We start from the raw sequence: 26,491 nt of genomic DNA, 5'->3' as shown, positions 1-26,491 counted from the left end.
GCGCATCATCGATGGCATTCGGATAGCCTGCTCAGGCCTCGTCATCGAGGCACGGTGCAGGTTGCGAGCCATATTGCGCCGCAACCCGGGGCCAGGCCCCTAGAATGGCATGAAGTACGGCTCCTGCGGCGGCACAGACGCCGGAACCGCAAGTCGGTCCCCCCACACGAGTCGCGCATCGCCCTGTGGGGCAGACAGCCGATGCTGTCCGCGGGCCAGAGTCACGCGATCGCCCTTGGCAAATTCGCGCCCGTCGATCACCACGCGCCCTTCCCGGACGGTATAGACCCCGGGCACCCGGACATTCCAGGTTTGAGCGCCCATGCCCCCGCTGATTTCTCGGCCCGCCAGCCAGAACGGCCCCCAGAAGGGAATATAGGTATCCCGAAGCGCGACTACGTCCTGGGGGAGCAGCGCGGAAACGTCCCCCTCACTGGCCACGGCCTCGCCGAGTACGGCATCATCGTTCAACAGGAGCGGCACCGTGCGCTGCGTCATGGTCTCCTCCATGCTCGCACCGATGCCCTGCCGATACATCGAAAGCACCCAAGGGGTCATGAAGACATTGGCCTTGGGAAAGGAGCCCAGCATCGCGCAGCTGTCGAAATAGGCGACGCCGTCGGGAAACAGCCGCTTCGCCTCCTGCTGGATCTGGCGCTGGCGTGCAAGCGTACTCTCCGGCTCGGTCGCGAGGACGAAGGCGGCACACGCCAGCATTGCGCCCGCGATCAGCGCAGCGCCGTAGCGCCGGGCCAGCACAGCCATCAGGGGACTGGCGGCGACAGCCACCGGCGGCATCATGAAGACGTAGTAGTAAGGTGCCGTGTTCTGGTAGAAAAACAGCGTCGTAAGGGGAAGCCACAGGCCCGTTAGGGCAATCTTGTGCGCGGTGGCACTGTTGCTCCGCCAGATCGCGAAGGGCGCGAGGAAGGCGGGGATCGCCAGCAGCGGCGAACTGATCGCAAACCATAGGATGAAGCGGCGGTAACCAAACGGATCGCTGAGCGTGAACATGCTGCGTCCGGCGTTCGAAAACAGACTCTCGGCCTGGCCGCCCCCACCTGCTGCCAGGCTTGCGGCATGGAGCAGATAGACCACGCCTGCGCAGACCACCACGCCCACAGCCAGAGCCGCGAGCCTGACAAGATCGGCGCGGCGGCGTCCCCTTTCGGTCCAGACCATCCAGGCAATACCCGCGAAAACGGGTGCATAAAGGACGGTCTTGATCGTCAGCACGGTCGATATGCCGGCAAGGATGGCGGCCAGCGCCAGGCGCGAAGCGCGCATGTGCGAACTCGTGAACAGCCAGGCCGAGCCCATCAGCAAGGCCGCCGCAGGAGGATCGAAGCGGAAGGACGTCCCATGCCGGAAGATGAAGCTCGCGCTCAGATAGGCCAGCGCGCAAAGCAGCCCGGTCGTCCTGTCGGTGAAGCGCGCCGCCATCCCGGCAATGCACGCCAAGGCCACCAGTTCGCACGCGAGCATGAAGATGCGGATGAGAATGACATGGTCGACCCCTGCCCCCGGCAGCGCCGTAACCCAGACGAAAGGCTGCGTATAAAGCGTCTGGAGAGGCAGATCGAGCGTGCCCTTCGCCAGTTTGACGACCAGGCTGTAGTGGTAGAATTCGTCCCAGTTGATCGCACGAAGGAAGACGACCGGCAATTGCAGGATCAGAACTGCAACCAGAGCTGCCAACACCCATCGTCTGGCCCGATCTTGCCCGCTTGGGACTGCGTTGGAGGGCGCCAACTTGGGCCAGGCCCGCGCGATGTCCACGCTCACGCTCTCTTGCGCTCGGGCGTGGAGGGGCAGTCCTCCAGGGGATCGGGTATCTGGGCAATGTCGAGCGTCTCCTCGATGCGGCGCAGATGGATCAGGTTCAATTCGATGAGCTTGCGGTTCGCCGCGATCAGATCGGCAAGGACACCCATTACCGAAACCACCGCGCCCAGAACAAGCAGGGCCCCGCCCAGCACGAGCGACTGGACGTGTCCATCACCATCGCCCGCAAAGAAGGCAACGAGGAAGCGCAGGATCGGAATCAGTCCGACAAGAATGATCGCAATTCCGCTTCCGACGAACACCCGCAGCGGGTTGTAGGTCGTATAGGCCCTGGCCATCGTGATGCCGGTGTTGGCGATGAACCCGGGAATCGATTTGAACAGCCGGGACGGACGCAGCGTCGCGTTGGTGGCAACAGGCACGCTCTGGATCGCGAGGCGCTTGCGCCCGGCCTGGATCAGCATGTCCGTGGTGTAGCTGAATTCGGTGGTGATGTTGATGGACTTGGCCGCATCCCGGCTGATCGCGCGAAATCCGCTAACGGCATCGCGGACCCGGGTCTGGGACAGACGCTGGACAATCGCGCTTCCCAGGATCTGCAGGCCACGCTTCACAGGTCCGAAATGCGCGTTCTTGGCAACGTCGCGGTCGCCGATAACGATATCGGCCTCGCCATTGAGCACCGGCAGGACGATCTTGACGATGTCCTCACCTGCGTACTGGCCGTCGGCGTCGGTGTTGACGATGATGTCGGCGCCGGCGCGAAGGGCGGCGTCGATTCCCGATCGAAAGGCCGCGGCCAGCCCGCGGTTGGTGCGATGGCGCACGATATGATGCACCCCTGCAGCCCTTGCGACCTGAGCGGTATCATCGACGCTTCCATCATCGATGACGAGTATCTCGATCACGTCGATCCCGGGAATGGCGCCCGGCAAGGCGGAGAGTGTGCGGGGCAAGTCCGCTGCCTCGTTGAAACACGGAATCTGTATGATCAGCTTCGTCACGCACCCACCCTTGTCACGCCTTCTGGAAAACAGATGACCTGTCCCTTGCGAAGGCTCTTGCCATGAAGCGAGTTAACGAAGTGTAAGCCATAAAATCGAAGTCGCTCTGCCGTTCTTCGTATCTGCGCCCGGGTACGAGGGTATTCTGGTCTTGCAGTGCCTTCGCAGCTCCCCTCTCGTTCGAGGAGGGACCGTCGCGTGGAATCATGCCAACTGCAATCCTTTGCATTTCCAGATGGCCTTGCGCCGCTGGAAGGCCTGAGAATGGCTTATCGAGTCGTGCCGGACGCCTCGAGCACTTTCTCGGGATCGAGCAAGGTAAGGGCCGCGCCCTTCCCTTCGGGATGTTCCGGCCCAGTTCTGGCCGCATGCCAGTCCCACAGCACAACACATGTACCACCACGATTTTGCGCAGAGGGAACAAGAGCCCCCTGGGCTCCGGCGGCAATGAGTTCGCGGGCCAGGGTCCAGCTGGGGGGTGTCCTGCTGCGCGCGGCCATCGCCTTCCAGGCGGCGGTGCAGGCGTGTTCGACCATCTCGTTGCCAGCACCGCCCATTCCATCGGTAAGATCGACCAGGGCGCTGGCAAGGAGGCGATAAGGGGCGAGGGTTCCAGGCTTGGGCAGGCCTTGGTAGAATTCGGCCACGGCCGTTGCAGGGTCGCTGGCAAGGTAGAGTGCGGGAATACCTCTTGCATTCCAGCGCCCGCCGTAGAGCCGTGCCCCTTCCCCGGAATAGGGAGCGCGTTGAAAACGGATCGTCAGCATGCGCCACAAGGCGATCTCGCGGGCGATCAGGGGATAGGATGGGTTTTGGGAAGTCACGTGATTTGTGGAGCAGACCGGTTCAGGAATAGACGCCTTCGCCATGCCGTTCGAGATCGTCGAGAACCTCCTGGGCGAGACCATCCTCGACAAGCTCTTCAGGGGTCTTGCCCCAGCCCGGGAGTGGTTGGTGCTTGAACCAGATGATGGCCCGGTCCTCATCGCCCGTGAGCACGGCGGCCCTGGTGATGATACGGGCAATCTGACCCAGCTTTTCCTGCACGGCCGGACTGGCTGGACGGGTAGTCATGGTGTTGCGGTTGAGATGCGCGAGCTTCGAGAGACGGGTCATCGGCAGGCGCAGGCGTTTGGCCATGAGCCGCGGGGCGATGAGATCGCCATCCCGGATGTCGTCGAGAAAAGCTGCAAGCATGGGTGCACTCCTTGCCTGAATATATGCACTCGCCTGTGTTTGGGCAAGAAGGTGCGATGGCCTGCGTTCTTGCCCCTATCTGACGCTCGGGCGCCCTCCCCTTTTCTCCCATCTTGCAAGAGACTTCACAGAAGTTAGAGGGGTTAGGAGAATAAGTTAGATAAGGTTAGACGTGGTCTCGCCGAGGTTTGCGCTGCGTTGTTCCACGAGTCGCGTTCACCAGGCTGTTCCTGATGTGTCGGATATGCGTTCCCGACGTGTCGATAGAGGTGTTCCCGATAGGTCGAGGCCGTGTTCCCGAAGGGTCGAAGCCTGCCTTTGATGTGTTCCTGGAGTGTCGACGCGACGAATCGCTGCCTGGAATTTGAAACTCTTTTTCGAAGAGGCGCGCGAAGGTCGTTCAATTCGTGCGTCCTCGCCGAGGTAAGCTTCGAGCCTAGGCCTGGATGACAGGATGGACGCGACACTTCGGGAACGCATGCGGCGCTGCCTTTCGGTTGGCGATGTCATGGGACATCGCCAACCATCCGGCGCTGGCGGATATTTCTCTCCTCGTCAGGACTGGATTGGGTCGCAATGGAATTCGCGAAGCCCGTTCGCAGGCGGTCCGAGCCATGCCATGGGGTTGGGGGGAGTTGGAGGCCGCGGCATGACCGGAGCGGCCAGGATATGGCGGAGCGTGGGCGTGCTGAATGGACGCTCGCTTCCCGTTGGTCCCTGTCGCGAAGACGACCGGCCCTTGGCGAATGGAGCGGGATCCCCAGCGGGACGCAGACGGCATCGGAGATAGAGTGGGCTGAAAGCGCATTGCCATCCGGCGACGCCTTCGCAGGACTTTCGCGAGGAGACGATGTGTGGGAGGGGCCGATGATCGACGAGCCCCCTGCCCTCACCCGCGCAGCTGGTTCTTGTGCTTGGCGTGGTGGCGCCGGACCCAGCCTACGAAGGCGCGCTGCCAGTTGGCCGGGGTGCGTTCCGGATCGGCGGCAACCCACCGTTCGAAATCGGCGTGAAGGGCGTGCAGGTCCCAGCCCGGACATTCCCCGCGCAGGGTGTCGATCGTCTCATCGGTCATGAAGCCGCGGGTCGCATTGTCGGAAAGACCGGTGATGGTGGAGCGGATAAGGCGCGAGGCGTCGAAGACCTCGGCCGTCTCACGGGTATGTTTCCTGGAGGAAACTTCCCCTGAGTCGCCCGACGAAACCGGGGCAGGGGCCTTGGCCGGGCGCGCGGGGTCGGGTTCTTTCCTGTCCGCCGTTGGGGCAGGGGTAGGGGCGGCATGACGGGCTGGGGAGGGTTGGAGGTCGCCTGCGCCGCCCTTGGCATCGACGCGGGTCATGCGCAGCATGGCTTCGCCATCGCGTGCGGTCTCGACGGCCAGGGCGTAGCCGGGAAGCTCGTTCTTCTCGGCCAGCTTGAGCATCTCGAACTTGAAGCGGCGGTACTGGCCTTCCGCACCGGACTTCTCGAAGAGGACGGGCATGGTGATGGCAAAGCCGGTCTCGCCAGCTCCACCGGCGTGCTTGCGCGCGACCCGGTAGAGCCAGCGCTCGCGCCCACCCGTGATGTCGAAATAGGCGCGGTCGATGGAGAGCACGCCGCCCTTCATCATGACGCCTTCCCAGAACCAGTTGGACAATTCCAGCGTCATGCCGCGCGAGCGCTCGGTCTTCTCGTCGACCAGCTGCGTCCAGCCATCGAGCCACGAGAAGGTTGCCTCGCGCCGGTTCTCGGCGCGGATGTTGGTCTTGATGGTCGTTGCGACGAGCCGGTCGAGGGCCTGGCCCAGAAGCTCGTAGGCGCGCCCCGTGGTCGGACGCCCGATGGCGCGAAGGAGATCATAGGGCATGATGTGGAGCTTGCGGGGGACATCGTTGCGCCCCCGGCGCTGCATGTCGGCCAGGACGCTCGCGCAGTAGATCAGGATGTCCGCGTCCCAGATCGTGGCCATGCCATACTCGGGACTGGCCGAGACGTGGACGCGTACCTGTCCGTCGGGACTGGTGTAGTCGATCGGCTTGACCCGTTTGGACTTGGCGAGACTGAAGAAGGGGCGCTCCATCATCTCGCGCTGGTCGCGCAAGGGGAGGTCGGCGATATAGGGAAGGAACAGGTCGAACTGTTCGCTGACGGGGGCCTTGGGCGCGCGGGTCATCGACGGGGGCCTTGTGCGCTGGAGGGAAGGGGGAAGGTGCACGAAAAGGACGGCGTGAAGGGACACGTCGCAGGTTTGGTCCGGGCAGGTGAGGGGGGACTGAGCCGTGCTGCCCGGCCCCCCCTTGCCTGCACCGAAAAGTTTCCTGGAGGAAACATCGCGTCCCGTTTCCTTCGCCTCAGCTGACCGAGATGCCGTTCTTGCGCAGGACGTCGAGCACTTCCTTGAGCGCGTTGGCCAGCTGCTCGTCGCCAGCGCCGCTGGCCATCGGCAGCTGGATCGTCACGCCCTGCCGGGTCACGTCCTTTACCGCGAGGATCGTGCGCCCATGGGGGCCGGAAACCTCCATGCGAAAGTCCTTGGTCGCAAGCGGCTGCCCGCTATCGGCAAGGTCGCTTGCGGCTAACAGCCGCTTGAGCGTCACCGGACCGGGCAGCCCTGCGCGCCCTTCCGAACGGGCCTTGGCGTTCTGCGCGGCGATGGCCTTGGCCTCCTTGCGGATGGCGCGGGCGCGGGCCTTGTCGTCCAGGGCTCCGGCCAGGCGATAGGCCGGGTTCAGCGTCAGCTCGGCCGGATCTGCAAAGGCGGCGAGGACCTCGTCCGGGATGGTCGCGGCCTTCAGCATTTTGGAAAGCCAGCCCTTGGAGAGCTTGAGCCGCTCGGCCATGCGCACGGCCTTGCCGCCGTAGTGGATGGGCAGGGCCTCGGCATAGTTGCGCGCACGCTCGATGTCGGTGATGTCCCGGCGGGCGCGGTTCTCGATGTCGGCGAGGCGGAAGGCGGCCTCGTCATCGAGCTCGGCGACCTGGGCCAGCAGCTTCATGTCGGGATAGGAATGGGCGCGCAGCCACGAGATCGCGAAGTGGCGGCGCGTGCCCGCGATCAGCTCGTAGTCGTGATCGGGATCGCCCGTGACATGGCGCACGACCGCAGGGACCTTCTGACCGCCTTCGGCGAGGATCGAATCAATGAGATCGCGGCAACTGTCTTCGGAAAGCCGGGCCTGGTTGCGGGCATTGCCGTCCCATACCCGCACGCGGGCCGGATCGAGCAGAAGCTGCGTAACCTGACGGACCTCGCCGCTCGCAACACGGGCGAGCGCATTCTCACGGCCGAGCAGGGACAGACCGGCCCGGGTGCTGGAGCGCGGGGCTGGGGAGACCGCTTCGGCTTCGGCCGGGGATGCGGGATCGGGGGTGTCGGCAGACGGGGCCTGCCCGTCCTTGTCCGGTGAAGGCGCAGGCGCAGGCGAGGGGGCATTCGCTTCGGCATTGGCGTCGGCGGTGTCGTCTCCCCCTGAGAGCAGGCTGGCGAGGTAATCGGATTGCTTGCGGGCCATGGGACTACCTCCGGGCGTGTGTCAGGGCGGGGAAGGGCGAGCGGGCGGTTTCGAACATATGGTGAACAAAGGCCCTGTAGGAAACCGTTTTCTGCAAAGCGGCGATGAAATTTGCGTCACCCATTGACCACGGCCTCCGGGCTGGCGGGGGTGGCCAGACCCCAGCCCCGGCGCACCAGCGCGGCGACCTGGGCCATGGCCTCGTCAAGATTGGCGCGGCAGCGCTTGTGCGTACGGACCGACCCGATCGGGCGTTCCAGTTCGTAGACCGTCATCATGCGCAGCGCCGCGTGGCTGATCTCCGCGCTCTCCAGGATGGAGACGGGAAGGAGGGCGGGCCCGAAGGTCTGCTCCATGATCTGGCGCACCATTGCATGGCTGGGATCGTTGCCATCGAACTTGGAGCACAGGAGGCGCACGAAGTCATAGTCGACGGTAAGGCCCGCCTGTGACAACTGGCCCGTCACCTGGTCCATCATCGAGAGGAACTGGACGGTCGAGCAGAAGTCGGGCGTCGTCGCGGCAAGCGGCACGATCAGGGCGTTGGCCGCCTGCATCACGGCAAGGCTGATGGTGCCGAGCGCCGGGGGCGGATCGAGGATGACCACGTCGTAATCGCGGGCGAGGTCTTCGAGGCCCTGCTTGAGCTTGCGGAAGCGCGAGGCGAGCACCGAGCCCCCGTCCGCGCCGCTGGCGGCCAGTTCGTACTCGACGTCGAACAGTTCAAGGTTGGAGGGGATCAGGTCGACGTTGGGCCAGGGGGTCTTCTGGACCGCGTAGAGCAGGTCGGTCTGGGTCGGATCGATCGAGAGATAGGGGTAGAGCGTCTGCTCGCGTGTGATGTTGAAGTGCGGGTTGAACCCGAACAGCGTGGTCGTGGTTGCCTGGCTGTCGCAGTCCACCACGAGCACGCGGTAGCCCTGGATCGCGAAATAGTGGGCCAGGTGGGTGGTGACCGTGGACTTGCCCACGCCGCCCTTGAAGTTCTGCACCGCGATCATCGCAGGGCGGTCGAGCGGCGCACGGGCCGGGCTTGCGCCCAGCACCTCGCGCATGTGCTGCAGCGCCTCGATCGAATAGCCGGGACGGCGTCCGTTCTCGGTCGGCGGGGGAGGGGGCAGACGTCCGTCGTCCTCGGCCATGCGGATACGGTTGGTCGAACAGCCCAGCAGTTGCGCGGCCTCGGCTATGCCGAAACGGATGTTGAGCCCCTTGCGGCTGTCGGGCAGGAACGCCTGCTTGCGCAGACGCTCGATCATCCGCTCCCCGGCTTGTGCCATTTCGGAGAGGCGTTCGACTTCTGAATGCATTTGATCCCCTGACAGTTCTTTTGAACGTTCACAGAGGGGTATTCGGAAAATATCGTTCAGTCTAGGTTATAGCCCCCTAAAGCGCGCAATTTCCGGCCCATTTGGGCCACACTTTCGCGTAGGCGCGGCAGATCGAAGGGGGGAAGGGCGGAAAAGGCGCGTGCCAGGTCTCAGGAGGAAGGCCCTGATCGCCTGCGTGAATCAGACGGAGCGCGACTGATTCGATTTTCGCGTTGGACGTGCGTGACGGCCTGCCGTCAACTTGCGGCCATGGATCTCGAACGCACTCTCGACCGGCTGCTCGCGCCCGAAGGCGGGTCTCTGGCGCTGGAGGCCCGCGCGCCGGAGCGCGGGCTCGCGCGGTCCTGGCGCGTGGTAGTCGATCGCGACCTGTTCGGGCGCACCTGCCTTGTCTGGAGTTGGGGCCGGATCGGAACCCGGGGGCAGGGCAAGAGCCTGTCCTTTGCCGATCCCGAGGCCGCGCGGGGGCCTTTACGTTCCTTGCTGCGGCGCAGGCTGCGCGCGCCGCGCCGGATCGCCGTGGCCTATCGGCCGGTTGAGGCGGGCCTGCATCTTCACTGGATTTAGCGGGGCTGGCCCCTATATACCGACTGGTATGAAATGTTCGCAAAGCCCTACCAAGTCGCGCGGTCGGCCCCGGGAATTCGATCCCGAGGTGGCCTTGGGCTCGGCGCTTCAGGTGTTCTGGAAGCATGGCTACGAAGGCGCTTCGCTGGCCGAACTGACCGAGGCAATGGGTATCACCAAGCCCAGCCTCTACGCCTGCTTCGGCAACAAGGAAGCGCTCTTCAAGAAGGCGCTCGACCTCTACGAGCGCGACAAGCTGGCTTATCTTCGCACCGCGCTCGAAGCGCCCACGGCGCGCGGCGTGGCTGAGCGCCTGTTGCGCGGCTCGCTCGACACCTATTGCGGTTCGGCCGACAGTCAGGGGTGCCTGGGCGTCATCAGCCTGGTGTCCTGCACCAGTGAAGACACCTCGATCCGCGAACACGTGATCGCCCGGCGCCAGTCTTCGGACGCGGCACTGATCGCGCGCTTCGAGGAGGCAAAGGCTAAGGGTGACCTGCCCGAAGGCAGCGATCCCGTTGTCCTGGCTCAGTGCCTTTCGACGGTGCTGCAGGGCCTGGCCGTCAAGGCCCAGGGCGGAACCCCACGCGGCGAACTGGAAGGTGTCATTGCCGCTTTCCTGGCGATGTGGCCGGGGCGTTGAGCGCGGCGGACGCGATTTTCCGAGAAACGGCGGCTGTTCAGGGTCTTGAATGCCGCGCGCGCCACTTAATATACCGGTTGGTATATAAAATCGGTTGACGGCGCATCCCGGCTTAATCTATACCGATAGGTACATAAAGAGTCCGCTCGACTCGCACTGCAACAGGGGAAGAGCCGATGTACCCAGTCCACTACCGCCAAAGCTCGGGCTAAGGCCCCGGCACGTACCCGGCGTGCCCTGACGCGGCCCGCACGAAGATATTCTCGATATCCGGCCCTCTCGGCTGTCACGGCGATGCAGTGACGCGCCTGTCGGGCTGCTCGCTTTGCCCCACTCCCGGCCTCCCTTGCGCCGTGGAGGGCCCCGACGCGCGCTTGTCCCCCCGCCCTATCCCCGGGCGCGCGTCGGGCTTTCATTCCAGGAGCACTCACCATGGCTTTCCTCGACTGCCGGGATGCGGCGCTGCACGCGCTGCCCGACCTTGCGGCGCTTGACCCGGACGGAGCCTACCGGGCCGATCTTGCATCCCATTTCGACGCCATGGAGCTGCGCGTGGTGCAGCTGGCGCATGGCGATACGCTGAAAAGCTTGCGCCCGCAGCGCCCGCGCGGGCGGCTCGCCCGCCTTGTGCTGGGGCCAAGGCCGCCTTCGCGCCAACTCGCCAATCCTCGTCTCGAGGCCCTGCGGCGTCTGGTCGTCCACGCCTGGCACAAGGGCTTTCTCCTTCCCGCATCGGTCCTGCACGAAGCGGAAGCCGCGGGCTTCAGCGACACCCAGATCGGCGTGCTCGTCGACAGCATCGGCCGTGCGCGCAGTTGTCCGGGCGGCCTTTCGGGATCCTCCCGGGCGTAGCCTTGCGGCGTATCACCGCCGCGGCCGGGTCAGATCCCGTGGATCCGATCGCCCACCCGCGGTCTGCGTGTGCCTCAGGCCGGCGTGTGCAGGGGATGCTCACGCGCAAGGTGGGCTGACACCAGGGCGAGATCCGCCTTGAAGCGTTCGGTCTCGCGCGTGCCCGCCGCGCCGTCGAGGCGCAGGAGGTAGCTGGGGTGGACAGTCAGCCACATCGGCGTGCCATCGGGGAGCGGGATCGGGCCTCCGCGTTCGCGGCCGATGGACGGCGTACGCCCGAGAAGAGCGCGCCCGGCACTGGCCCCCAACGCGAGAACCGCACGCGGGCGGACCAGCGCGCGCTCGGCTTCGAGCCACCAGCGGCAGTGGTCGATCTCGTTCGCGGTGGGGTTCTGGTGCAGACGGCGCTTGCCCTGGCGTTCGAACTTGAAGTGTTTGACCGCGTTGGTGACATAGGCCTGCTCGCGCGCGATGCCCGCGTGCGCGAGATGGGTATCGAGCAATTCGCCCGCAGGGCCGACGAAGGGGCGGCCTGTGCGCTCCTCGGTATCGCCGGGCTGTTCTCCCAGGATCAGGAGCTGTGGCGAGAGGGGGCCTTCGCCAGGAACGGGCGCAGTGCCGTTGCACCCGATCGGGCAGCGTCGGCACTGCGCGAGAGCTTGCGCCAGGGCTTCGCGACTGGCGGGAGGGGCATTCTCGGCCGGACCTGAGCCGCTCGCGATCATGCGCACCTCGCGCTGCTGGGCTCCGGCGATGAGGGCGGGGATCTGCGCGGCTTCCGGCAGGTTCTTCCAGTAGCGGCGCGGCATTTCCTTGACCATGGCACCGACCTTGAGGCGCGCCGGGTTGAAGATCGCGCGGTAGTAGCCCAGCCACAGGTCCTCGGTCGCATCGTGGGCGGGCACGTCCTCGCGCCGCGCAGGAGGGGCTTCGTTCAGGCTTTTTCCGTCCCAGTGCAGGGTCAGGCGTGGGGTCAGGATCGACCAGCGCTGGCTGGCGAAACGGTCGCGAAAGAAGGCCGCGTTGGCGCGTTCGATCCGGTGATCGGGCTCGAACCAGGCTAGGTAGTGGGGATCCCCTGTGGCATCGCGGACCGCGCGAAAGCGCACGAAGGCGCGCATCTTGTGAATGTCGCGCCGGACCTGCCGGACAAGGGCATGGAGCGCGCAGGCATCGGGATCGGCGGGATCATCGAGCAGACGGGGCTCGTCCTGCAGCCGCCACAGGATGCGGTAGAGGAGGTCAAGCCGCGCGCCGTCGCGGTGCAGAATGGCAAGGCGCGCCCGTTCAAGAAAGGTCCGGTTGGCGCGGACCGTCCGCGTCGAAGTTGCCGGTGCGGGTGAGGGGGCAGGAGCAGGGGAGGGGGCAGGGCGCGCTGCGAACAGGTCCGCGCTCTCCCCCGCCTCGCGCCAGGACACCTCGTGCGGGGCATGGCCCTGGGTGACAAGGCGCCGGGCTTCCTCACGCCAGGCCTCGAAGTCGTCGGGCTCGGGCAGAGTGGCCGCAATCATGCGAAGAGTTCGAGTTGCCTGGGCCTGGGGGCCAGCTGCGCGCGCAGGTCTGCGCGATCGAGCAGGGCAACCGGGCGCCAGTCGGCGGTCGTCACGAAAGGGCGCAGCTTGCGCACCGAGACGGTGAGGCGCGCGACATCCTCCAGGCGCAGCGTGCGGTGGCGGCGCGCGGCGAGGATCGCATCGACGGCCTTCGTGCCAAGACCGGGCACGCGAAGGAGCATTTCACGCGGGGCGCGGTTGAGGTCGACCGGAAAGATTTCGCGGCTTTCCAGCGCCCAGGCCAGCTTGGGATCGATGTCGAGCGGGAGCATGCCCTCCGGCCCCGCCGCGCGGCGCACATCGCTGGTGGAGAAGCCGTAGAAGCGGATCAGCCAGTCGGACTGGTAGAGCCGGTGCTCGCGCAGGAGCGGCGGGCGCTTGAGCGGAAGCACGGCGCTTGCACTGGGGATCGGGCTGAAGGCCGAATAGTAGACCCGGCGCAGACCGAACCCGCGGTAGAGCGTGCTGGCGCGCTCGACGATCTGGGTGTCGCTTGTCGCATCGGCGCCCACGATCATCTGCGTCGACTGGCCCGCCGGGGCGAAGCGCGGGGCTGAGCGGTAGCGCGCTTTGGCGTCCTTGCCCGCGATGATCGCGTCGCGCACGGTGCCCATGGCGCCCTCGATCTGCGGGGCCTTCTTGTCGGGCGCGAGGCGGGCCAGGCCCTGCTCGGTCGGAAGTTCGACATTGATCGAGACGCGGTCCGCCCAGCGTCCCGCGCGTTCCACCAGTTCGGGCTCGGCCTCGGGGATCGTCTTCAGGTGGATATAGCCGCGAAAATCATGGTCCTCGCGCAGGCTGCGCGCCACTTCGATGAGCTGCTCCATCGTGTGGCTGGCCGTGCGCACGATGCCCGAGGACAGGAACAGCCCCTCGATGTAGTTGCGGCGATAGAAGGAGAGGGTGAGGTCCACGACCTCGCGCGGGGTGAAGCGCGCGCGGCGCACGTTCGAGCTCTTGCGGTTGACGCAGTAATGGCAGTCGAAGATGCAGTGGTTGGTCAGCAGTAGCTTGAGCAGCGAGATGCAGCGTCCGTCCGGGGCATAGGCATGACAGATGCCCATGCCCGCGGTCGAGCCGAGCCCCTTGCCATCGCGACTGTCGCGTTTGGACGTGCCGGACGAGGCGCAGGAGGCATCGTACTTGGCGGCATCGGCGAGAATCTCGAGGCGTTCGAGGACGGAAAGTTGCGGCATGTCGTTCTTGATATGTTCTAATTTTGCCGCCCGCAAGACGCTTGCGATGATCCGAGCGGGAATGATCCTCAGGCCTAGCTGGCGAGGGCCTCTCCGAGCTTGCCGATGAGGCGGCGCAGGCCCTTGCGGCGGCGCGGCATCTTCACCGGTTCGCCAAGGTAGGTGCTGGTGCGGATGACGCCGTCGTGGATACCCACCGGCTCGCGCAGGTGCAGGCGACCCACCGCCTCGTCCGAATAGGCCGGGGTGTAGTAGATGCAGTCCTCGAAGTAGTAGTGCGTCACCTGCGACCAGCGCGTGCGGCGGATATCCGTTTGCAGGCTGCCGCCATGGAGGAGGTTCGCGCTCCAGATCAGGGCCTGGCCCTTGCGGGCGAGGAAGGGTTCGGGGCTGAGCCCGTCGGCTCTGGCAAGCGCGTCCCACGCCCGTTCGTAGGGAGCCTGGGCGCTCTCGGGAATATTGCCGAAACCGCGGCGGGCGATCATCGCGTTGGTCATGATCGGCCAGCGGTGCGAGCCGGGAAGGTAGAACACAGGGCCGTTCTCGGGCGTGATGTCCTCCATCGCCAGCCAGACCCCGCACATGAAGCGTTCGGGCAGGCTGGAGAAATGGACCGCATCCGAATGCGCGCCCTGTTGCGTTCCGACCGGAAAGTTCAGGGTCTGGAACGGGAAGGCAGGGCGGCCGTAGAGCTTGCCGAGAAGATCGCGCAGCTCTGCATTTGCAGCGATGGCGCGCACATCTTCATGGAAAGTCCAGGCATCCTGGATACGCCGCTCGCCCTGAGTCTTGTCGCTGTCGGGATCGGTCAGGTCCATACCCTTGTAGCGCGGCCCCAGGTCGGCCCGGATACGCGCGATCCGCGCATCGATCTCGGGATCGGGAAAATCCAGGACGGCAAACCCGCGTGTGTGCAGATCCTCGGCGATACGCCGTTCCCCGGCGGTCAACCCCAGGGCTTCCACGTCCTGCGTGAAGAGGGGGGATTCGATGAGCGGGACGCCCGGAAGCGGAGTGTCGTTCACGGGCAGGGCCTTGCTCCTCGAATGATGGGCCAGATCGCCAATAAAGTGGCGTATCCCGGTTGTATAGATATCCCGCGGGAGCGGCTACAGGGGCGCTCATTGGGGCGCAGACGACGTGGCCTTTCTCCCGGCACGATCAATGGCCTTGCGGATATCCTGCACGAAGCGGGAGTGGCGTACGCCCTTCAGGAAGATTTCCTGGATCAGGTTTCCGCGCCAGCGGCAGGGTCGCTTGATCTGGATGAGAAGGATATAGCGGTCTTCCCCGGTCTCGTTCCAGACCTCGTGGTTGAACATGTCATCGAACAGGAAGGAGTTGCCTTCGTCCCAGTGGAGGACGTGGAGGGTCTCGCCTTCCTCGATGTGCATGCGGCACTTTTCGCGCTCGGCCGGGGCCTTGAGCGCCAGGTGCCAGGTCAGCATGCCCTTGGTCATGCCCCAGTGACGCGGGATGTGTCCGCCCGCTTCGAGCACCGAGAAGTTGGCAGTGACAAGGCCGGGAATGCGTTCGAGCAGCGCGGCGGTAACAGGCGCGCGCGCGGCGTTGGCCTTCATCCGGTAGCCATAGCCCTTGAGGAAGAAGGCCCGCCAGCGCCGGTCGGCCGCGATGCGGCCATGGTCGAACGAGATCTCGCCCAGCGAGGGAATGTCCTCGGCGCGGATGCGCACGGCCTCGTCGCGGATCGCTTCCCAGTTCGCTTCCATTTCGGCGATCCAGGGAAACCTGGCCGTGTCCTGGATGGCCGCGTCCGGGATCCTGGAATTGCGCAGGATGGTGCGGTCGATGGCCGGGCGCAGTTCCTTGCCGATCTGGAACAGGGACTTGTTGACGAACGGGACCTTCCACCCGCGTGCGTTAAGAGTATCGTTCCAGCTCAATTACTTGCTCCGACAGATGCTAGCCCGCTTCGAATTGCCTCTATAGCCTTCCTGCACGAAATTGCACGGTATTGAGAGCCTCCGAAGCCGCATCTTCGCCACGGCGGCGTGACGAACCGTGGCATGCGGGCGGCGAATACCCCGAAGTGGCCCAGACACACGTCCAATCCTCTTGCCATTGCCGGGAAGACGGGCGAAACGCACGGGCAGGGCGCCCCCGCCCGTGCAACGATGCCGGGGGCGCGACAGACGCTGACGGATACCACGATGACGATCTTTGCCCGGGCCCGGGCCATCCTGCTCACTCCGGTTTGGACGCTGCAACTGGCGACGTCAGCCAAGAGCTTTCTCGACCATCCCCTGATCGGATCGGCGCGGCTCAACCGCTTGGGGCTGCACCGTGCCCGTGTGCGCGGGGCCGATATCCTGTGTCGCTGGCGGCGTCGGCGTCTGGCGCGGCACGTTCCGGCCGCCTGGCGCGCCGCTTTCGACCGCGATGGCTTCGTGGCGATCGAGAACGTGGTGCCCGAGGCCGAGTTTGCCGCGCTGCGCCGCGCGCTGCTGTCCTACGAGGCGCCTGCGCGTGAGATGCGCCAGGGCGATGCGATCACCCGGCGCATCGCGATCGACCCGCAGATGCTGGCGGCAATCCCGGCGCTGCGCAGGCTTCTGGCAAGGCGGGATCTGCGCGCTCTGTTCCACTACGTGGCGAGCTTTCGCACCGAACCGCTGCACTACATCCAGACCATCGTCAGTCACTGCGGAGAGGGTGGCCCCGACCCGCAGGAGACGATCCACGCCGACAGTTTCCACGCCTCGATGAAGGCCTGGCTCTTCCTCAATCCGGTACGCGCCGAGGATGGGCCTTTCACCTATGTACGCGGTTCGCATCGCTACACGCCTGCCCGGCTCGACTGGGAGTATCGCCGAAGCCTGCGCGATCCTGCGAGCATCGACCGGCTGTCGGCCCGTGGTTCGCCGCGAGCGGGGCCCGAGGATCTGGCCGAGATGGGCTATGGCGCGCCCGAAGGGCTGGCCGTGCCCGCCAATACGCTGGTGGTGGCCGATACCGGCGGTTTCCATGCCCGCGGCGCGGCGCAGCAGGCGGGCGAGCGGGTCGAGATATGGTCCTATTCGCGGCGCAATCCCTTCCTGCCCTGGCTGGGCGGGGACGCGCTCAGCCTGCCGGGCATCGCCGAACGGCGGGTGGGCTGGCTGTGGTCCTTCCGGGACCGCTTCGCAGCGCGCATCGGCCAGCCCTGGCAGCCGGTCGGCACGCGCCGGGCCATCGAAGCGCGGGTCGAGGAGGAGGGCACGAACGGCGCGGCCTGAGCCGCGCGTTCGGCTCGCTCAGTTGCCCGGTGCGATCAGCCGGTAGGCCTGTGCCATCCGCGCGTTGAGCGTCTCGGCATCGAGTACGGCCTCGGGGCGATAGGTCAGTCCGCTGCGCTTCGTGCGCGACCAGTGATCGACATAGAGCGCCTTGCCTTCACCGAAGACGCGGTGGACGTGACGTGACAGCTCGGCCGGACCACTGGCGCAATAGGCGAGGCGGAACAGCGCAATGTCGGCCACGTGGGACCCGACCATGACCCAGCTGTGCGCTTCAAGCACAGGCACGCCTTCGACCAGCAGCGCGCCGGTGACGACGTGGACGGGCGCGTCGGGCATGCGCTTTTCCAGACTGACTGCGAGCGCCGCGCTCAGCGCCGGGGCGGGGTCGTCCAGCGCGGGAAAGACCTTGAGCAGGTCGAGCCCGGTGCGCGAAAGGGTCGCCCCGTCGGCGTCGTCGAGGGTGTAGGCCTTGAAGGCGCGCGCCGCATCCCAGCCATGGTGGGCGGCGATGTGGCGGGCAAGCTGGGCGAGGTCCTTGATGTGCGGCATGGTCCGCGCCCTTAGTCGCCGGGCGGCGGGGATGCCAGCGAAACCGTGCGACGGCGCGCCTGCGCGCGCTTGCGCCGCTCCATCACGCCCGCCAGCGGCAGGGTCACGGCCAGCGGGCCGATCCAGTCCGCCCACTGGTCTGCCTTGGGCCAGACCCGGCCGTCGAAGGCCCCCCACCAGGGCATGTTTGCACGCAGCCCAGTGCCAAATTCCTCGATCCAGCGGTACTCGGCCTGCGCCAGTTCGCGGCCGATGAAATAGCCACAGGCCAGTGCCGCGCCCGCCCACCAGTTGCGGCTGCACAGGCCGATACACAGCTGGATCGCCAGCGCGACGAGGGCGTGTTCAATAAGCGACATGGCAGCATTCCCGAGGACCGAACGGCAAGACCCCTGCTTTAGCGCAGGATCATCAGGATATCGATGCACCTCCCTCGGTTCGTCGAAGAAGTACCCTGTATCCGGGAACTTAGTGAGGCAGCAGGAGGTTGGCGCGGGGCGATCCTTTCACGCATCTATCCGGGATATGACATGACCAAGACATTTTCGCTCGCCCTTGCCGCCGCCACTGCAGTTGCAGCCCCTGCCTTCCTTGCCGCCTCGCCCGCCATGGCCCAGACCGAGGCTGCGACGACCGGGGGAGGTACCCAGTTCCGCGGCATTCGTGTCGAAGGCAATATTGGTGGCGATCGCTTCCAGTCGGAAGGCAACCACGACGACAGCTTCGGCTACGGCGGCACGGTCGGCTTCGATGGCATCATTGCCGAGCGCTTCGTGATCGGCGCGGAGGGCAGCTACTGGACCGGTGATGATTCGGAGAACTGCACCGCGCTGCCCGACACCAACTCGATCTGCCACAAGGCCTTCCAGGAATGGGGCGCGGCGATCCGTGCGGGCTATCTGGTAACGCCTGACCTGCTCGTTTTCGGCAAGGGCGGTTACGTCAACGGCGAACAGCGCCGCCGCATCGACAACGCCGCAGGTACCCAGCTGGTTTACGACCACTACAACGCCGACGGCTATCAGGTCGGCGGCGGCGTCGAATACGACGTGGTCAAGGGCAACACCCCGATCTACGCCAACCTGCAGTACGTCTATTCGAACTACCACGGCAACAGTTCGCGCCAGCGCGTGATGGCCGGTGTGGGCGTGCGCTTCCGCTAAGGACATAGAGCTCCGGGGGCGATCGCCCCCGGGCTTTCCAAAGTGCCGACCTTGCCCATTGGGGGCAAGGGGCGATGGCCCCTTGGAAGATATCTTCCTTTATTTCGCCTAAGCGTCCGGCCCCTTGGTCCCGAGCTGGATCAGCCGGGCCATCGCGGCCCGCCCTGCGATCGTACGCAGTTCCAGTTGCGCCTCACCCAGGTCCTCATGGCCGCTGGCGCGGCGCACCAGGTTGCCCAGTTCGTGGCGGGCGAGTTCGGCCTCGACGCTGGCGAGCCCCGCGGCGCGACGGCGCATCTCGATCTCGGCTTCGTGTGCATCGCCCTCGACCGCGTCGAGATAGGCGCGGTTGGCTGCGATCCCGGCGCGCAGGCGCTCCTCAAGCGGTACGCCAAGATCGGGCCAGAGCGCGAGCACGGCCAGCAGTGCAGCCAGGCTCCCCACGATATTGTCGAGAATGCGCGCCCAGGCGATCCCGCTCCCTGGCTGCAGCATCTCGGTCACGATCACGAACAGCATGGTGAGGAACAGCACGAAGAGCGTGTAGTTTACCGCGCGCAGCGCAATCGCGATGGCCGCCAGCAGGGTTGCCAGAAGCGAGAGCGAGAGCGCGTCGCCTCCGTTCAGATAGACCACACCCATGGCTGCGCCGCCGCCCAGCGCCGTACCGGCAATGCGCTCCAGCGCGCGCGTCCAGGTCACCCGCGAACCGCCCTGTAGGACGACGATCACGGCAAGCGCGGCCCAGTAGGGATAGCCCAGATCGAAGCCGCGCGCGACGAGGTAGACGAGTACGAGCGCGGCGGTGAGGCGCAAGGCCCGTCGCAGAGGAACGCTGCGGGACGAGGGCGTCCCCTGCGCCGCCTCCCCCCTGACAGGGGCCGTGAGTGGCAGGGCGAGCGCCTGTTCAAAGGCCCGCAGGCAGCCGCGCAAGAGAGCGCTGGTGCTGCCTGCGCGGTGGCGGCCAAGGCGCCGGGCCGTCCATTCGAGCACGGCCTGCGCGGCTTCCACCCGCCCAGCAGAGGCTCGGCGATAGGCGACCTGCCAGGCGCGCAGCGCGGTGCGGCAGGCGCGTGCGGTCCGCTCGCGCTCGGCAGCAGGTTCGCGGCCGTCGATGAAGGCCTGGTCGAGCGCGATGAGCGCGGCGAAGAGCTGCTCCCCGGCCTCCAGCGCGCGCTGCTGGCGCGCGATGTCATCGTGTGGGGCGAACTGGTCCAGGAGGCCCCGCAGCCGCTCGATGGCGAGGCGTACGGCGCGCCGGTGCTGGCCGTGTTCGCTGTGCCACTGCGCATCGCGGTGCGCCTGCCCATCACCCAGGTTCGCCAGCTCGCCCGCCATGTCCTGGAGGCGCAGCAGCACCGAGAGATGCGCGCGTTCGAGGGGCTTTCGTGCGTCGCGCCGCCAGATCCCATTGATGAGCAGCCAGGCCCAGGTTGCCCCGGCCAGAAAGGCTAGCGCCTGGACCAGCGCCAGGGCCGGGCCTTGCGGGAAGCCGACCGCCACCACCGCCACAACGCCGAGCAATGTGGCAAAGAGCCCCTCGCGCGCGAGGAAGGGGCTGACAAGGATGATCGCGAAGACAAGCGCGGGCCCGGTCAGGACCGGCAGGCCGGGCAGCGCGTGGGCGAGGAGCGCGCCCGCAAACGTGACCAGCGTTCCGCACAGGGCGAAGGCGCCCAGCGTGCGGCGGTGCAGGCGGTCGGGGCCGTTGGGGTCGCACAGGCAGGTCCAGAACGCGGCGAAGACGGCCCAGGAGAGGATCTTTTCTTCCAGCGCGACGGCGAGCGCGAGCGGCAGGGCCACCGCCAGCGCGGCACGGCAACCCTCTGCGGCGCTGAAATGTTCGGGGACGAGGCCATAGGAGCGCAGCTCCAGACGCCGGGCGAGTGCGCGCAGCGCGCCTCCGGCCCGCGCGCTGGGAGGGCGGGACTGGGGGGCATTGTCAGGCAGGCGCGTCATCGCGAAGGGCGTAACGCGCGCGGGTGGCTTTGAGAAGGGCAGGTCAGGCCAGGGCCGCACCTGTTTCCCCGAGGGTCTCGATCGGCACCATGAAGCCCATGGCGCAATGGACGCCGGTGGGCAGGTAGTCGAGAGTGACCCTGCCGCCGTATTCGGCCGCGAGGCTGCCTTCAATGAGGCGCGAGCCAAAGCCCTTGCGGTCCGGCGGCGTGACCACCGGGCCATCCTCCTCGTTCCAGTCCAGCACGATCCGGTGCGGGGCCTCGGGCGCGCGGTGCCAGCGGATGCGGACCTTGCCCCGCTCGTTGGAGAGCGCGCCGTACTTGATGGCGTTGGTGGTCAGTTCATGCAGTGTCATCGAGAGGGCGACCGTCAGGCGCGGGCTCAGCACGGTGTCGGGCCCTTCGATCACGATGCGCGCGGGATCGCCGCTGGCCGCGGTCGCTTCGCGGATGACCTCGCCAAGCGCGCTCGACTGCCAGCTCGCCTCGGTCAGGAGGTTGTGCGCGCGGGCCAGCGCGCGCAGGCGGAAGTCGAAGGCCTCGCGTGCCGCGCCAGCGCCCTCGACATGGCGGAACGACTGGTGCGCCAGGCTCTGGACGATGGCGAGGGTGTTCTTCACCCGGTGGTTGAGCTCGTTGATGAGCAGGTCCTGCTGGCGCGCGGCGAGCACGGTCTCGGTGACGTCCTGCCCCTGGACCAGGATCGTCGAGATTTCGTCGTGCGAGACGATCGGCTGATAGATGAAGTCGATATAGCGGCGCACCGGCGCGCCGTCGGGTCCGGCCTCGAAGACGATCTCCTGGGCATGGCCGATATAGGGCTGCCCGCTGCTCCGGACATTGTCGAGGATAGCGACGAAGCCCTGCCGCACGACTTCGGGAAGGGCCTCGGCCACGCTCTTGCCCAAAAGATCCTGGCGGCCGACCAGTTCGCAATAGGCGGCATTGGCCATCTCGAAGACGTGCTGTGGCCCGCTCAGCACGCAGACGAAGCCGGGCGCCTGCTCGAACATGGCGGTCATGCGCTTCATCTGCGTCTGCAGGTTGAGATTGCGGGTCTGGACGGCCTCGGCGCGGCGGACGAGGTCGAACTCGTCGCGCATGGTGCGCAGATTGTGCAGTTCGGTCACGTCGACAGTGTGCTGCAGGAAGACTGTGACCTCGCCGTTCTCATCGAGGATGGGAGTGTGCGTGGCGCTCCAGTAGCGGGCTTCCATGGTCCCGTCGGGCCGCGCGATGTCGTAGCGGATCAGCGCGATCTCGTCGGGTTTCTTCTCGGTGAGAACGCGCGCGAAGGAGGACACGAGGAGTTCGTGGCTTTCACTGCCCGGCTCGCTGGGGAAGGCCTCCAGCACGTTGGTACCGACAAGGTCCTCTTCGCGGCGCATCGTGCTGCGCTGGTAGGCCGCGTTGGTCCACACGATCGTCAGGTCCGGGGCAAGGACCATGTAGGGATTGGGCGAGAGCGCGAGGAGCGCCTTGAAATCGATGTTCATGCGCTGGAACTCGCGTGGCTGGAGGGAAGGGGACCGGCGTGGGGGGCGCCCCGTGCTTTGTCAATCGGATGAAGGGGGATCGCGCAGGGGTTGGCCTTGTTCCCGTGGACAGGGCCGTCCTGGAACTAGAAGCTGCTGGTCACCCCGAACTCGCTGGTGAGGCGCCGGTAATCGTAGAGGGCGACGTTGGACGCGTTGCGCTCGTAGCCCACGCGCACATAGGGGGCGATGCCGTGCACCGCGAGCGTCCGGAAGGTTGCCCCGGCGCGCGCGTTCACAAACCACTCGCGGCGCCGTGCCCCAAAGAGCGCGAGGGCCGCATCGCCCTCGGTGCGCTGCGCCATGGCCGAGGCGTAGAGAGTCGTGTGCCCGGCCTCGCGCCATCCCAGCAGGCGCAGCCCTCCTGCCGCGCTGGCATAGCCCGGATCGCGCGCGGTCTGGCGCGAGGCGGTCAGCGTGGCGCTGATGCCGCTGCGCGCCGAGAGCGCGCGCTCGACGCCCACGCTCGCCGTATAGAGCGCCCCGTCCTGCAGTTCGTTGCGGGGAAAATCGGTGCGGGCCGCGCCCAGCGAGGTCGTCACCTGGGCGCGGCGGCCCAGCACGTGGATCCAGTCGAGCGTCACCATGTCGCTCTGCATGTAGGCCTGCTGGCCATACCAGCGCCAGCTGTGCCCTACCGAGGGAACGATGCGGTCGTGCTGGCGCTGCACTTCGAGGCCGATGAGCCCGGAGGCGGTGATATCGTTAAAGGCGCTCTTGCCGTAGAGCGTGGCGAGGGTGTTGACGCGTGGCACGAGGCTGAAGCCCCGGCCTATCGGCACCTTCCAGTAGGCATCGCCGGACACCCGCACGCCCAGGCCCGACTGCGCGCGCGCGTCCTCGGACAGGGTGAGCGGGGCGATGACGGTATCCAGCGTGAGCACCTCGGTCGCCCGGTTGATGTTGCTATCGGGGGCAAGGGCGAGTTCGAGGCGCAGCCCGGCGCGCTTGTGCGAGCGTAGCGCTGCGTCGAACTGCCCCACCGCGCGCGCGACCTCTTCGGGCAGGCCCGTGGCCTGGACCTGGCGCAGCTCGCGCCGGGCCGCGCCCTCGTTGCCCATGGCGGCGAGGACCCGGGCCAGTTCAAGGCGGACCCGTGAGGCCTCGGGCTGTTCGTCGAGCAGCGCCCGGAACGCGATGGCCGCCTCGCGGTATCGCTCCAGCGAGGCGAGCAAGAGCCCCTTGCGAAAGCGCGCTTCGGCGCGCACGTCCGCGTTCTGGTCCTGGTTCAGCGCCTCGTAGAGGCGGATGGCCTCGTCGGGGTGGCCGCTCCTTGCCAGGCGCTCGGCGACGCCGAAGACCTCAATCGCGGAGAGGTCGTGCGCGCGGACCGGCGCGGCCACCGCCACGTCGGCCGCCGGGGCGCCGGACAGGGAAGGTGCAGCGGCCAGTGCCGCCGCCAGGAAAACCAGCACGTCAGATGTCCGCGATCACCTGCGCGTGGCGGCGAAGGCGCCCTGGACATTCGTGCCCGCCATGGGATTGCCATCGGGGGTATTGAAGATGAAGGTTCCGGCCACCTCCTGGCCCTGCTGGCCGTAGAACTGGCCCGAGATGGCGCTCCCCAGGCTGCCCCCTGCCTGGAAATCGCCCGTGAACAGGCTCGCGCGGCTGTTGATCGTGCCCGAGAACGCGATCGAGCCGAAATCAACAGGCGCGTTGGTGACGGTTTCGACGCCGTTCAGCGCGAGCGCGCCCGTGAAGGTGTCGGAACCAAAGTCCACGTCCATGCGCGAGGTGCCACTGACATCGTAGCGGGCGCTGTTCGACATGCCCGTGCCATAGGCCACTCCTTCGTAGCTGGCCGAGCCGGTGCGGTTGTCGAGGGCGTAGCTCGGGGTCTGGAAACCATAGACGAACCATTCATGCGCCGGACCGTTGTAGCTGGCCGGAAGCGAGCCCTGCCAGTGCCCGAAGCTGGCATAGGTCAGGGGCAGCTCGGAATTGGCCGCGCCGGTCTGGTAGAGTTCCAGCGTGACGTCCTGCGTTCCGTAATACGAATTGTCGAAGGTCTTCTGGTAGGTCCGGAAGTTGGCGCGCCCGTCGACCTTGTCGGAGATCGTGAACTGCCCGCCGCTCTGGTCCGAGGAATAGCCACGGAAGAGGAAGGTCTCGCTGTTCTGCCAGGTCAGGCTGCCGCGCGCATATTGGGAGATCTGCGTGATGAAACGCTGTTCCTGGGTCATGTTGGCAAACGACAGGTTGGCGGGCGTCAACGCGCCGTCCTGCTGGCCGACGATCGAGCCCGTCACCGACATGCCATCTGTGTTCTGGCCGCTGAAGCTGGCGCCCAGTTCCTGTCCGTCCGGTCCGTAGAGACTTCCGTTCAGCGCGCTGGTGACGGTTCCGTCCCAGCCCCTGAAGACCGCCGTGCCGGTAAGCGAGGCATCCTGGGACGAGATCTGCCCCAGGGTCGTGAGTTCGATCCCTCCGCCCGAGATCTGGGAACCGCTCACGAGACCGTATTCGTTGAGGTAGCTATGGCCGCTGAAGATGCCTTCAGCGAAATCGAAATCGATCTGGCCAGCCCCCATGAAGGCCTTGGGCTCTTCGCCCGGAGCCGTGGCAGCCCCGAAGGCCTGCGTTGCATAGGCGGCGCTGCCGCTGCGCGGTGTCGCCGCCGCGCGGGTCGGCAAGCCGTAGGTGAAGCTGGTCAGATCGGACGACTGGAGCGATCCCTCGATGCGGTTATCCTGAAGCAGGCCCATGCGGACGTAATTCGTCGTGAGGTCACCAGCATAGCCCTTGGAGATCAAGGTCAGCCGCGTATCGTCGACAAGGTAGACCGTATCGTTCTCGCTGGTCGTTTGAATGTCGGACGGGAGGAACGTGCGTACGACGTCATAGGCCGAGATGGTATAGCCATTCGTGTCCGCATCGTAGGAGATGGCCAGGCTCACCGCCTCGGGACGGCTGCTGATCCCGGTGCCGGTCGTCTGGTCCCAGACCGCCGAAATTCCGGCGGCGTCGTTCGCGAAGCTCTGGTCATAGCGCAGATCGGCAAGGGACGAATTGGTGGGCGTCGGCGCGGGGGGCACGCTGCCGATGGCGCCGCCGCTGCTACCGCCCCCGCCGCAGGCCGATAGGAGACCGGCGATGGTGGTGCACGCCAAAACATTCTTCAACTTCATGAATCCGCCCCGTAATATGTCGGAGTTTTCTTTTCATCAATTCAGAGGGGCGTGCAATACTTGCCTCTACAAGTCTGCGTAAAAACCGTGACTTGTGCGAAGTTTAACCCTGTACCCGGGGGCGGCCGGCGCGTCAGGCCGCATCGCTGCGGTAGGCGCTGGGCGGCGTGCCGAAGTGCCGGGTAAAGGCGCGGGTGAAATGGCTGGCATCGCCAAAGCCGAGCGAAAAGGCGATGTCGGTGATCCGCCTGCGTTGGGCGCCCTGGTTGCGGCCTAGGAGCCGCGCAGCCTCGGCCAGCCTTTGCTGGAGGATGAACTCGCGCGGCGATGCGCCGGTGTCGAGAAAGGCGCGCTGGAGGTGGCGCACGCTGACACCCAGGGCTTGCGCGACACCGCCTACGCTCAGGTCCGGATCGGCGAGGTTGCGCGCGATGAAGCCGCTCGCCGCCCGATGAAGCGAACGGTGGCTGCCGCAAGCCTCTCCGCCCAGGGGAACCGGACCGTCATGGCAGATCATGTGAAACACGCTTTCCAGCACGGGTCCGAGCCGGGCGTTCCAGCTTTCCTCGTCCACCGCCTGGAGCGCGCGCTTGCTGGCCCGGATGACGTCCGAGGCAAAGGCCACGCGCGGATCGGCCGCCGAAAGGTGCCGCCCGACCAATCGCTCGGGATCGGGGTGGCTGCGGGCCGCCACGCTGTAGGGGATCTTGATGAGAATGAGCCCCACGTCCGCGTCCGAACGGCTGATCCAGGGCTTGTTGAGATCGCGGATGACAATGTCGCCAGCCTCCAGGTCGGCCGACCAGCGCGACTGGCTCAGCGAAGAGCGGCCATGGTCGAGGACGGTAAGCATGAGGCAGTCGTCGGCCTCGCGCGCCCAGGGGCCAGGGCAGGCCGCCGAGGAACTGGCCTCGGCCGCGCTGCTCGTGACCACGACAAAGCCGAGCGGGCCCAGGTTGCGGCGATGGATATGGGCGCGAAGGCCGCTGTCACTGCGCGCACGCACAGTCATTTCCGAAAGCGTCTCGCTCCCGAACTCCGACCAGCGCCGGGTGCGCAGGGGAGGGGCGACATGCTCGGTCGAAAACTCCTGTCCGGATCTGCAGTACACAGGCGTGCTCCCAAAATGTCTTTCGTTCTCAAGGCCTGAACGCGGGCTCTTGGACGTGCGTTCCAGCTTTTCGGCAAGGCTATCACCCTGTGTCGGCGGGCAAAAGCCGGGGCAGGCTCGGCCCATCGCAACCCCGGCCCGTCGCGCGATGTCGCATAGGGGCAACGCGGCGTCGCCTGC

The 26,491-nt window shown here is 66.4% G+C and carries 23 protein-coding genes; 5 read left to right on the top strand and 18 right to left on the bottom strand.

The genetic code is table 11. The features are described from left to right. Positions 1-99 precede the first annotated feature (99 nt). The 7 genes from LC060_RS20660 to LC060_RS20630 all read right to left on the bottom strand — a co-directional run bounded on the left by LC060_RS20660 (position 100) and on the right by LC060_RS20630 (position 8,790). A complete protein-coding gene (locus LC060_RS20660) occupies positions 100-1,785 on the bottom strand; it encodes an ArnT family glycosyltransferase (RefSeq protein ID WP_226638592.1) in 1,686 nt (561 codons plus the stop codon). Further along, positions 1,782-2,789, bottom strand: coding sequence for a glycosyltransferase family 2 protein (locus tag LC060_RS20655; protein ID WP_226638591.1), 1,008 nt, complete (start codon positions 2,787-2,789; stop codon positions 1,782-1,784). Before LC060_RS20655 ends, LC060_RS20660 begins: the two co-directional genes overlap by 4 nt. A gap of 269 nt (positions 2,790-3,058) precedes the next feature. After that, positions 3,059-3,613, bottom strand: coding sequence for an RES family NAD+ phosphorylase (locus LC060_RS20650; protein WP_226638590.1), 555 nt, complete (start codon positions 3,611-3,613; stop codon positions 3,059-3,061). A gap of 22 nt (positions 3,614-3,635) precedes the next feature. Continuing rightward, positions 3,636-3,986 (bottom strand): MbcA/ParS/Xre antitoxin family protein, encoded by a 351-nt coding sequence (locus LC060_RS20645; protein ID WP_226638589.1) that lies wholly within the window; start codon positions 3,984-3,986, stop codon positions 3,636-3,638. Positions 3,987-4,875: 889 nt separating this feature from the next. Beyond that, positions 4,876-6,141 carry a replication initiator protein A gene (locus LC060_RS20640; protein WP_226638588.1) on the bottom strand — a complete coding sequence of 422 codons (1,266 nt, stop codon included), beginning with the start codon at positions 6,139-6,141 and terminating at the stop codon, positions 4,876-4,878. Positions 6,142-6,319: 178 nt separating this feature from the next. After that, on the bottom strand, positions 6,320-7,480 hold the full coding sequence (locus LC060_RS20635; RefSeq protein ID WP_226638587.1) for a ParB/RepB/Spo0J family partition protein: 1,161 nt from the start codon (positions 7,478-7,480) through the stop codon (positions 6,320-6,322). 116 nt (positions 7,481-7,596) lie between these two features. Next, entirely contained in the window at positions 7,597-8,790 is a 1,194-nt protein-coding gene (locus LC060_RS20630; protein ID WP_039396006.1) for an AAA family ATPase, read from the bottom strand. Between the two features lie 270 nt (positions 8,791-9,060). Here LC060_RS20630 and LC060_RS20625 point away from each other — a divergent pair, with 270 nt between their 5' ends. From LC060_RS20625 to LC060_RS20615, 3 genes are all read left to right on the top strand, one after another. Next, complete coding sequence (locus LC060_RS20625) at positions 9,061-9,378, top strand: WGR domain-containing protein (RefSeq protein ID WP_226638586.1); 318 nt, start codon at positions 9,061-9,063, stop codon at positions 9,376-9,378. Positions 9,379-9,406: 28 nt separating this feature from the next. Continuing rightward, positions 9,407-10,021: a TetR/AcrR family transcriptional regulator gene (locus LC060_RS20620; protein WP_226638585.1), complete on the top strand. Its 615-nt coding sequence runs from the start codon at positions 9,407-9,409 to the stop codon at positions 10,019-10,021. A gap of 432 nt (positions 10,022-10,453) precedes the next feature. Next, complete coding sequence (locus LC060_RS20615; protein WP_226638584.1) at positions 10,454-10,873, top strand: hypothetical protein; 420 nt, start codon at positions 10,454-10,456, stop codon at positions 10,871-10,873. A gap of 74 nt (positions 10,874-10,947) precedes the next feature. Here the strand turns inward: LC060_RS20615 and LC060_RS20610 are convergent, their stop codons facing one another. The 4 genes from LC060_RS20610 to LC060_RS20595 all read right to left on the bottom strand — a co-directional run bounded on the left by LC060_RS20610 (position 10,948) and on the right by LC060_RS20595 (position 15,526). Next, positions 10,948-12,384 (bottom strand): UdgX family uracil-DNA binding protein, encoded by a 1,437-nt coding sequence (locus tag LC060_RS20610; protein WP_226638583.1) that lies wholly within the window; start codon positions 12,382-12,384, stop codon positions 10,948-10,950. Continuing rightward, entirely contained in the window at positions 12,381-13,622 is a 1,242-nt protein-coding gene (locus LC060_RS20605; protein ID WP_226638582.1) for a putative DNA modification/repair radical SAM protein, read from the bottom strand. Before LC060_RS20605 ends, LC060_RS20610 begins: the two co-directional genes overlap by 4 nt. Before the next feature lie 74 nt (positions 13,623-13,696). Further along, complete coding sequence (locus LC060_RS20600; protein WP_226638581.1) at positions 13,697-14,647, bottom strand: phytanoyl-CoA dioxygenase family protein; 951 nt, start codon at positions 14,645-14,647, stop codon at positions 13,697-13,699. Positions 14,648-14,743: 96 nt separating this feature from the next. After that, on the bottom strand, positions 14,744-15,526 hold the full coding sequence (locus LC060_RS20595; RefSeq protein WP_226638580.1) for an aspartyl/asparaginyl beta-hydroxylase domain-containing protein: 783 nt from the start codon (positions 15,524-15,526) through the stop codon (positions 14,744-14,746). A gap of 267 nt (positions 15,527-15,793) precedes the next feature. Between LC060_RS20595 and LC060_RS20590 the strand changes: the two genes are divergently transcribed. Further along, a complete protein-coding gene (locus tag LC060_RS20590; RefSeq protein WP_226638579.1) occupies positions 15,794-16,858 on the top strand; it encodes a phytanoyl-CoA dioxygenase family protein in 1,065 nt (354 codons plus the stop codon). 18 nt (positions 16,859-16,876) lie between these two features. Here LC060_RS20590 and LC060_RS20585 read toward each other — a convergent pair whose 3' ends face one another. Together LC060_RS20585 and LC060_RS20580 are read right to left on the bottom strand one after the other, a co-directional pair. Beyond that, positions 16,877-17,410, bottom strand: a complete 534-nt coding sequence (locus LC060_RS20585) for a hypothetical protein (protein WP_226638578.1) — start codon at positions 17,408-17,410, stop codon at positions 16,877-16,879. An 11-nt stretch (positions 17,411-17,421) separates the two neighbouring features. Continuing rightward, complete coding sequence (locus LC060_RS20580; RefSeq protein ID WP_226638577.1) at positions 17,422-17,769, bottom strand: hypothetical protein; 348 nt, start codon at positions 17,767-17,769, stop codon at positions 17,422-17,424. 171 nt (positions 17,770-17,940) lie between these two features. Here LC060_RS20580 and LC060_RS20575 point away from each other — a divergent pair, with 171 nt between their 5' ends. After that, complete coding sequence (locus LC060_RS20575) at positions 17,941-18,573, top strand: outer membrane protein (protein WP_226638576.1); 633 nt, start codon at positions 17,941-17,943, stop codon at positions 18,571-18,573. A gap of 108 nt (positions 18,574-18,681) precedes the next feature. Here LC060_RS20575 and LC060_RS20570 read toward each other — a convergent pair whose 3' ends face one another. The 5 genes from LC060_RS20570 to LC060_RS20550 form a co-directional block, all read right to left on the bottom strand. Continuing rightward, entirely contained in the window at positions 18,682-20,532 is a 1,851-nt protein-coding gene (locus tag LC060_RS20570; RefSeq protein WP_226638575.1) for an FUSC family protein, read from the bottom strand. Positions 20,533-20,575: 43 nt separating this feature from the next. Beyond that, complete coding sequence (locus LC060_RS20565) at positions 20,576-22,030, bottom strand: HWE histidine kinase domain-containing protein (RefSeq protein WP_226638574.1); 1,455 nt, start codon at positions 22,028-22,030, stop codon at positions 20,576-20,578. Between the two features lie 125 nt (positions 22,031-22,155). Further along, positions 22,156-23,484 (bottom strand): surface lipoprotein assembly modifier, encoded by a 1,329-nt coding sequence (locus LC060_RS20560; protein WP_226638573.1) that lies wholly within the window; start codon positions 23,482-23,484, stop codon positions 22,156-22,158. Between the two features lie 15 nt (positions 23,485-23,499). Next, a complete protein-coding gene (locus LC060_RS20555; protein ID WP_226638572.1) occupies positions 23,500-25,200 on the bottom strand; it encodes a transferrin-binding protein-like solute binding protein in 1,701 nt (566 codons plus the stop codon). A gap of 133 nt (positions 25,201-25,333) precedes the next feature. Beyond that, on the bottom strand, positions 25,334-26,311 hold the full coding sequence (locus tag LC060_RS20550) for an AraC family transcriptional regulator (protein ID WP_226638571.1): 978 nt from the start codon (positions 26,309-26,311) through the stop codon (positions 25,334-25,336). Between the last annotated feature and the right edge of the window lie 180 nt (positions 26,312-26,491).

Source organism: Novosphingobium profundi (assembly GCF_020524485.1).
In the GTDB taxonomy this organism is placed as follows: domain Bacteria; phylum Pseudomonadota; class Alphaproteobacteria; order Sphingomonadales; family Sphingomonadaceae; genus Novosphingobium; species Novosphingobium profundi_A.
Note: the sequence above shows the minus strand (reverse complement) of the source record. Positions and strands in the feature narration are given on the sequence as shown.

Excerpts from the sequence above, each read along its gene's own strand:
- LC060_RS20645 (WP_226638589.1), bottom strand. The coding sequence starts at position 3,986 with ATGCTTGCAGCTTTTCTCGACGACATCCGGGATGGCGATCTCATCGCC.
- LC060_RS20565 (WP_226638574.1), bottom strand. The coding sequence starts at position 22,030 with ATGAACATCGATTTCAAGGCGCTCCTCGCGCTCTCGCCCAATCCCTAC.
- LC060_RS20630 (WP_039396006.1), bottom strand. The coding sequence starts at position 8,790 with ATGCATTCAGAAGTCGAACGCCTCTCCGAAATGGCACAAGCCGGGGAG.
- LC060_RS20615 (WP_226638584.1), top strand. The coding sequence starts at position 10,454 with ATGGCTTTCCTCGACTGCCGGGATGCGGCGCTGCACGCGCTGCCCGAC.
- LC060_RS20570 (WP_226638575.1), bottom strand. The coding sequence starts at position 20,532 with ATGACGCGCCTGCCTGACAATGCCCCCCAGTCCCGCCCTCCCAGCGCG.
- LC060_RS20580 (WP_226638577.1), bottom strand. The coding sequence starts at position 17,769 with ATGTCGCTTATTGAACACGCCCTCGTCGCGCTGGCGATCCAGCTGTGT.
- LC060_RS20585 (WP_226638578.1), bottom strand. The coding sequence starts at position 17,410 with ATGCCGCACATCAAGGACCTCGCCCAGCTTGCCCGCCACATCGCCGCC.
- LC060_RS20610 (WP_226638583.1), bottom strand. The coding sequence starts at position 12,384 with ATGATTGCGGCCACTCTGCCCGAGCCCGACGACTTCGAGGCCTGGCGT.
- LC060_RS20575 (WP_226638576.1), top strand. The coding sequence starts at position 17,941 with ATGACCAAGACATTTTCGCTCGCCCTTGCCGCCGCCACTGCAGTTGCA.
- LC060_RS20555 (WP_226638572.1), bottom strand. The coding sequence starts at position 25,200 with ATGAAGTTGAAGAATGTTTTGGCGTGCACCACCATCGCCGGTCTCCTA.
- LC060_RS20590 (WP_226638579.1), top strand. The coding sequence starts at position 15,794 with ATGACGATCTTTGCCCGGGCCCGGGCCATCCTGCTCACTCCGGTTTGG.
- LC060_RS20635 (WP_226638587.1), bottom strand. The coding sequence starts at position 7,480 with ATGGCCCGCAAGCAATCCGATTACCTCGCCAGCCTGCTCTCAGGGGGA.
- LC060_RS20625 (WP_226638586.1), top strand. The coding sequence starts at position 9,061 with ATGGATCTCGAACGCACTCTCGACCGGCTGCTCGCGCCCGAAGGCGGG.
- LC060_RS20640 (WP_226638588.1), bottom strand. The coding sequence starts at position 6,141 with ATGACCCGCGCGCCCAAGGCCCCCGTCAGCGAACAGTTCGACCTGTTC.
- LC060_RS20605 (WP_226638582.1), bottom strand. The coding sequence starts at position 13,622 with ATGCCGCAACTTTCCGTCCTCGAACGCCTCGAGATTCTCGCCGATGCC.
- LC060_RS20620 (WP_226638585.1), top strand. The coding sequence starts at position 9,407 with ATGAAATGTTCGCAAAGCCCTACCAAGTCGCGCGGTCGGCCCCGGGAA.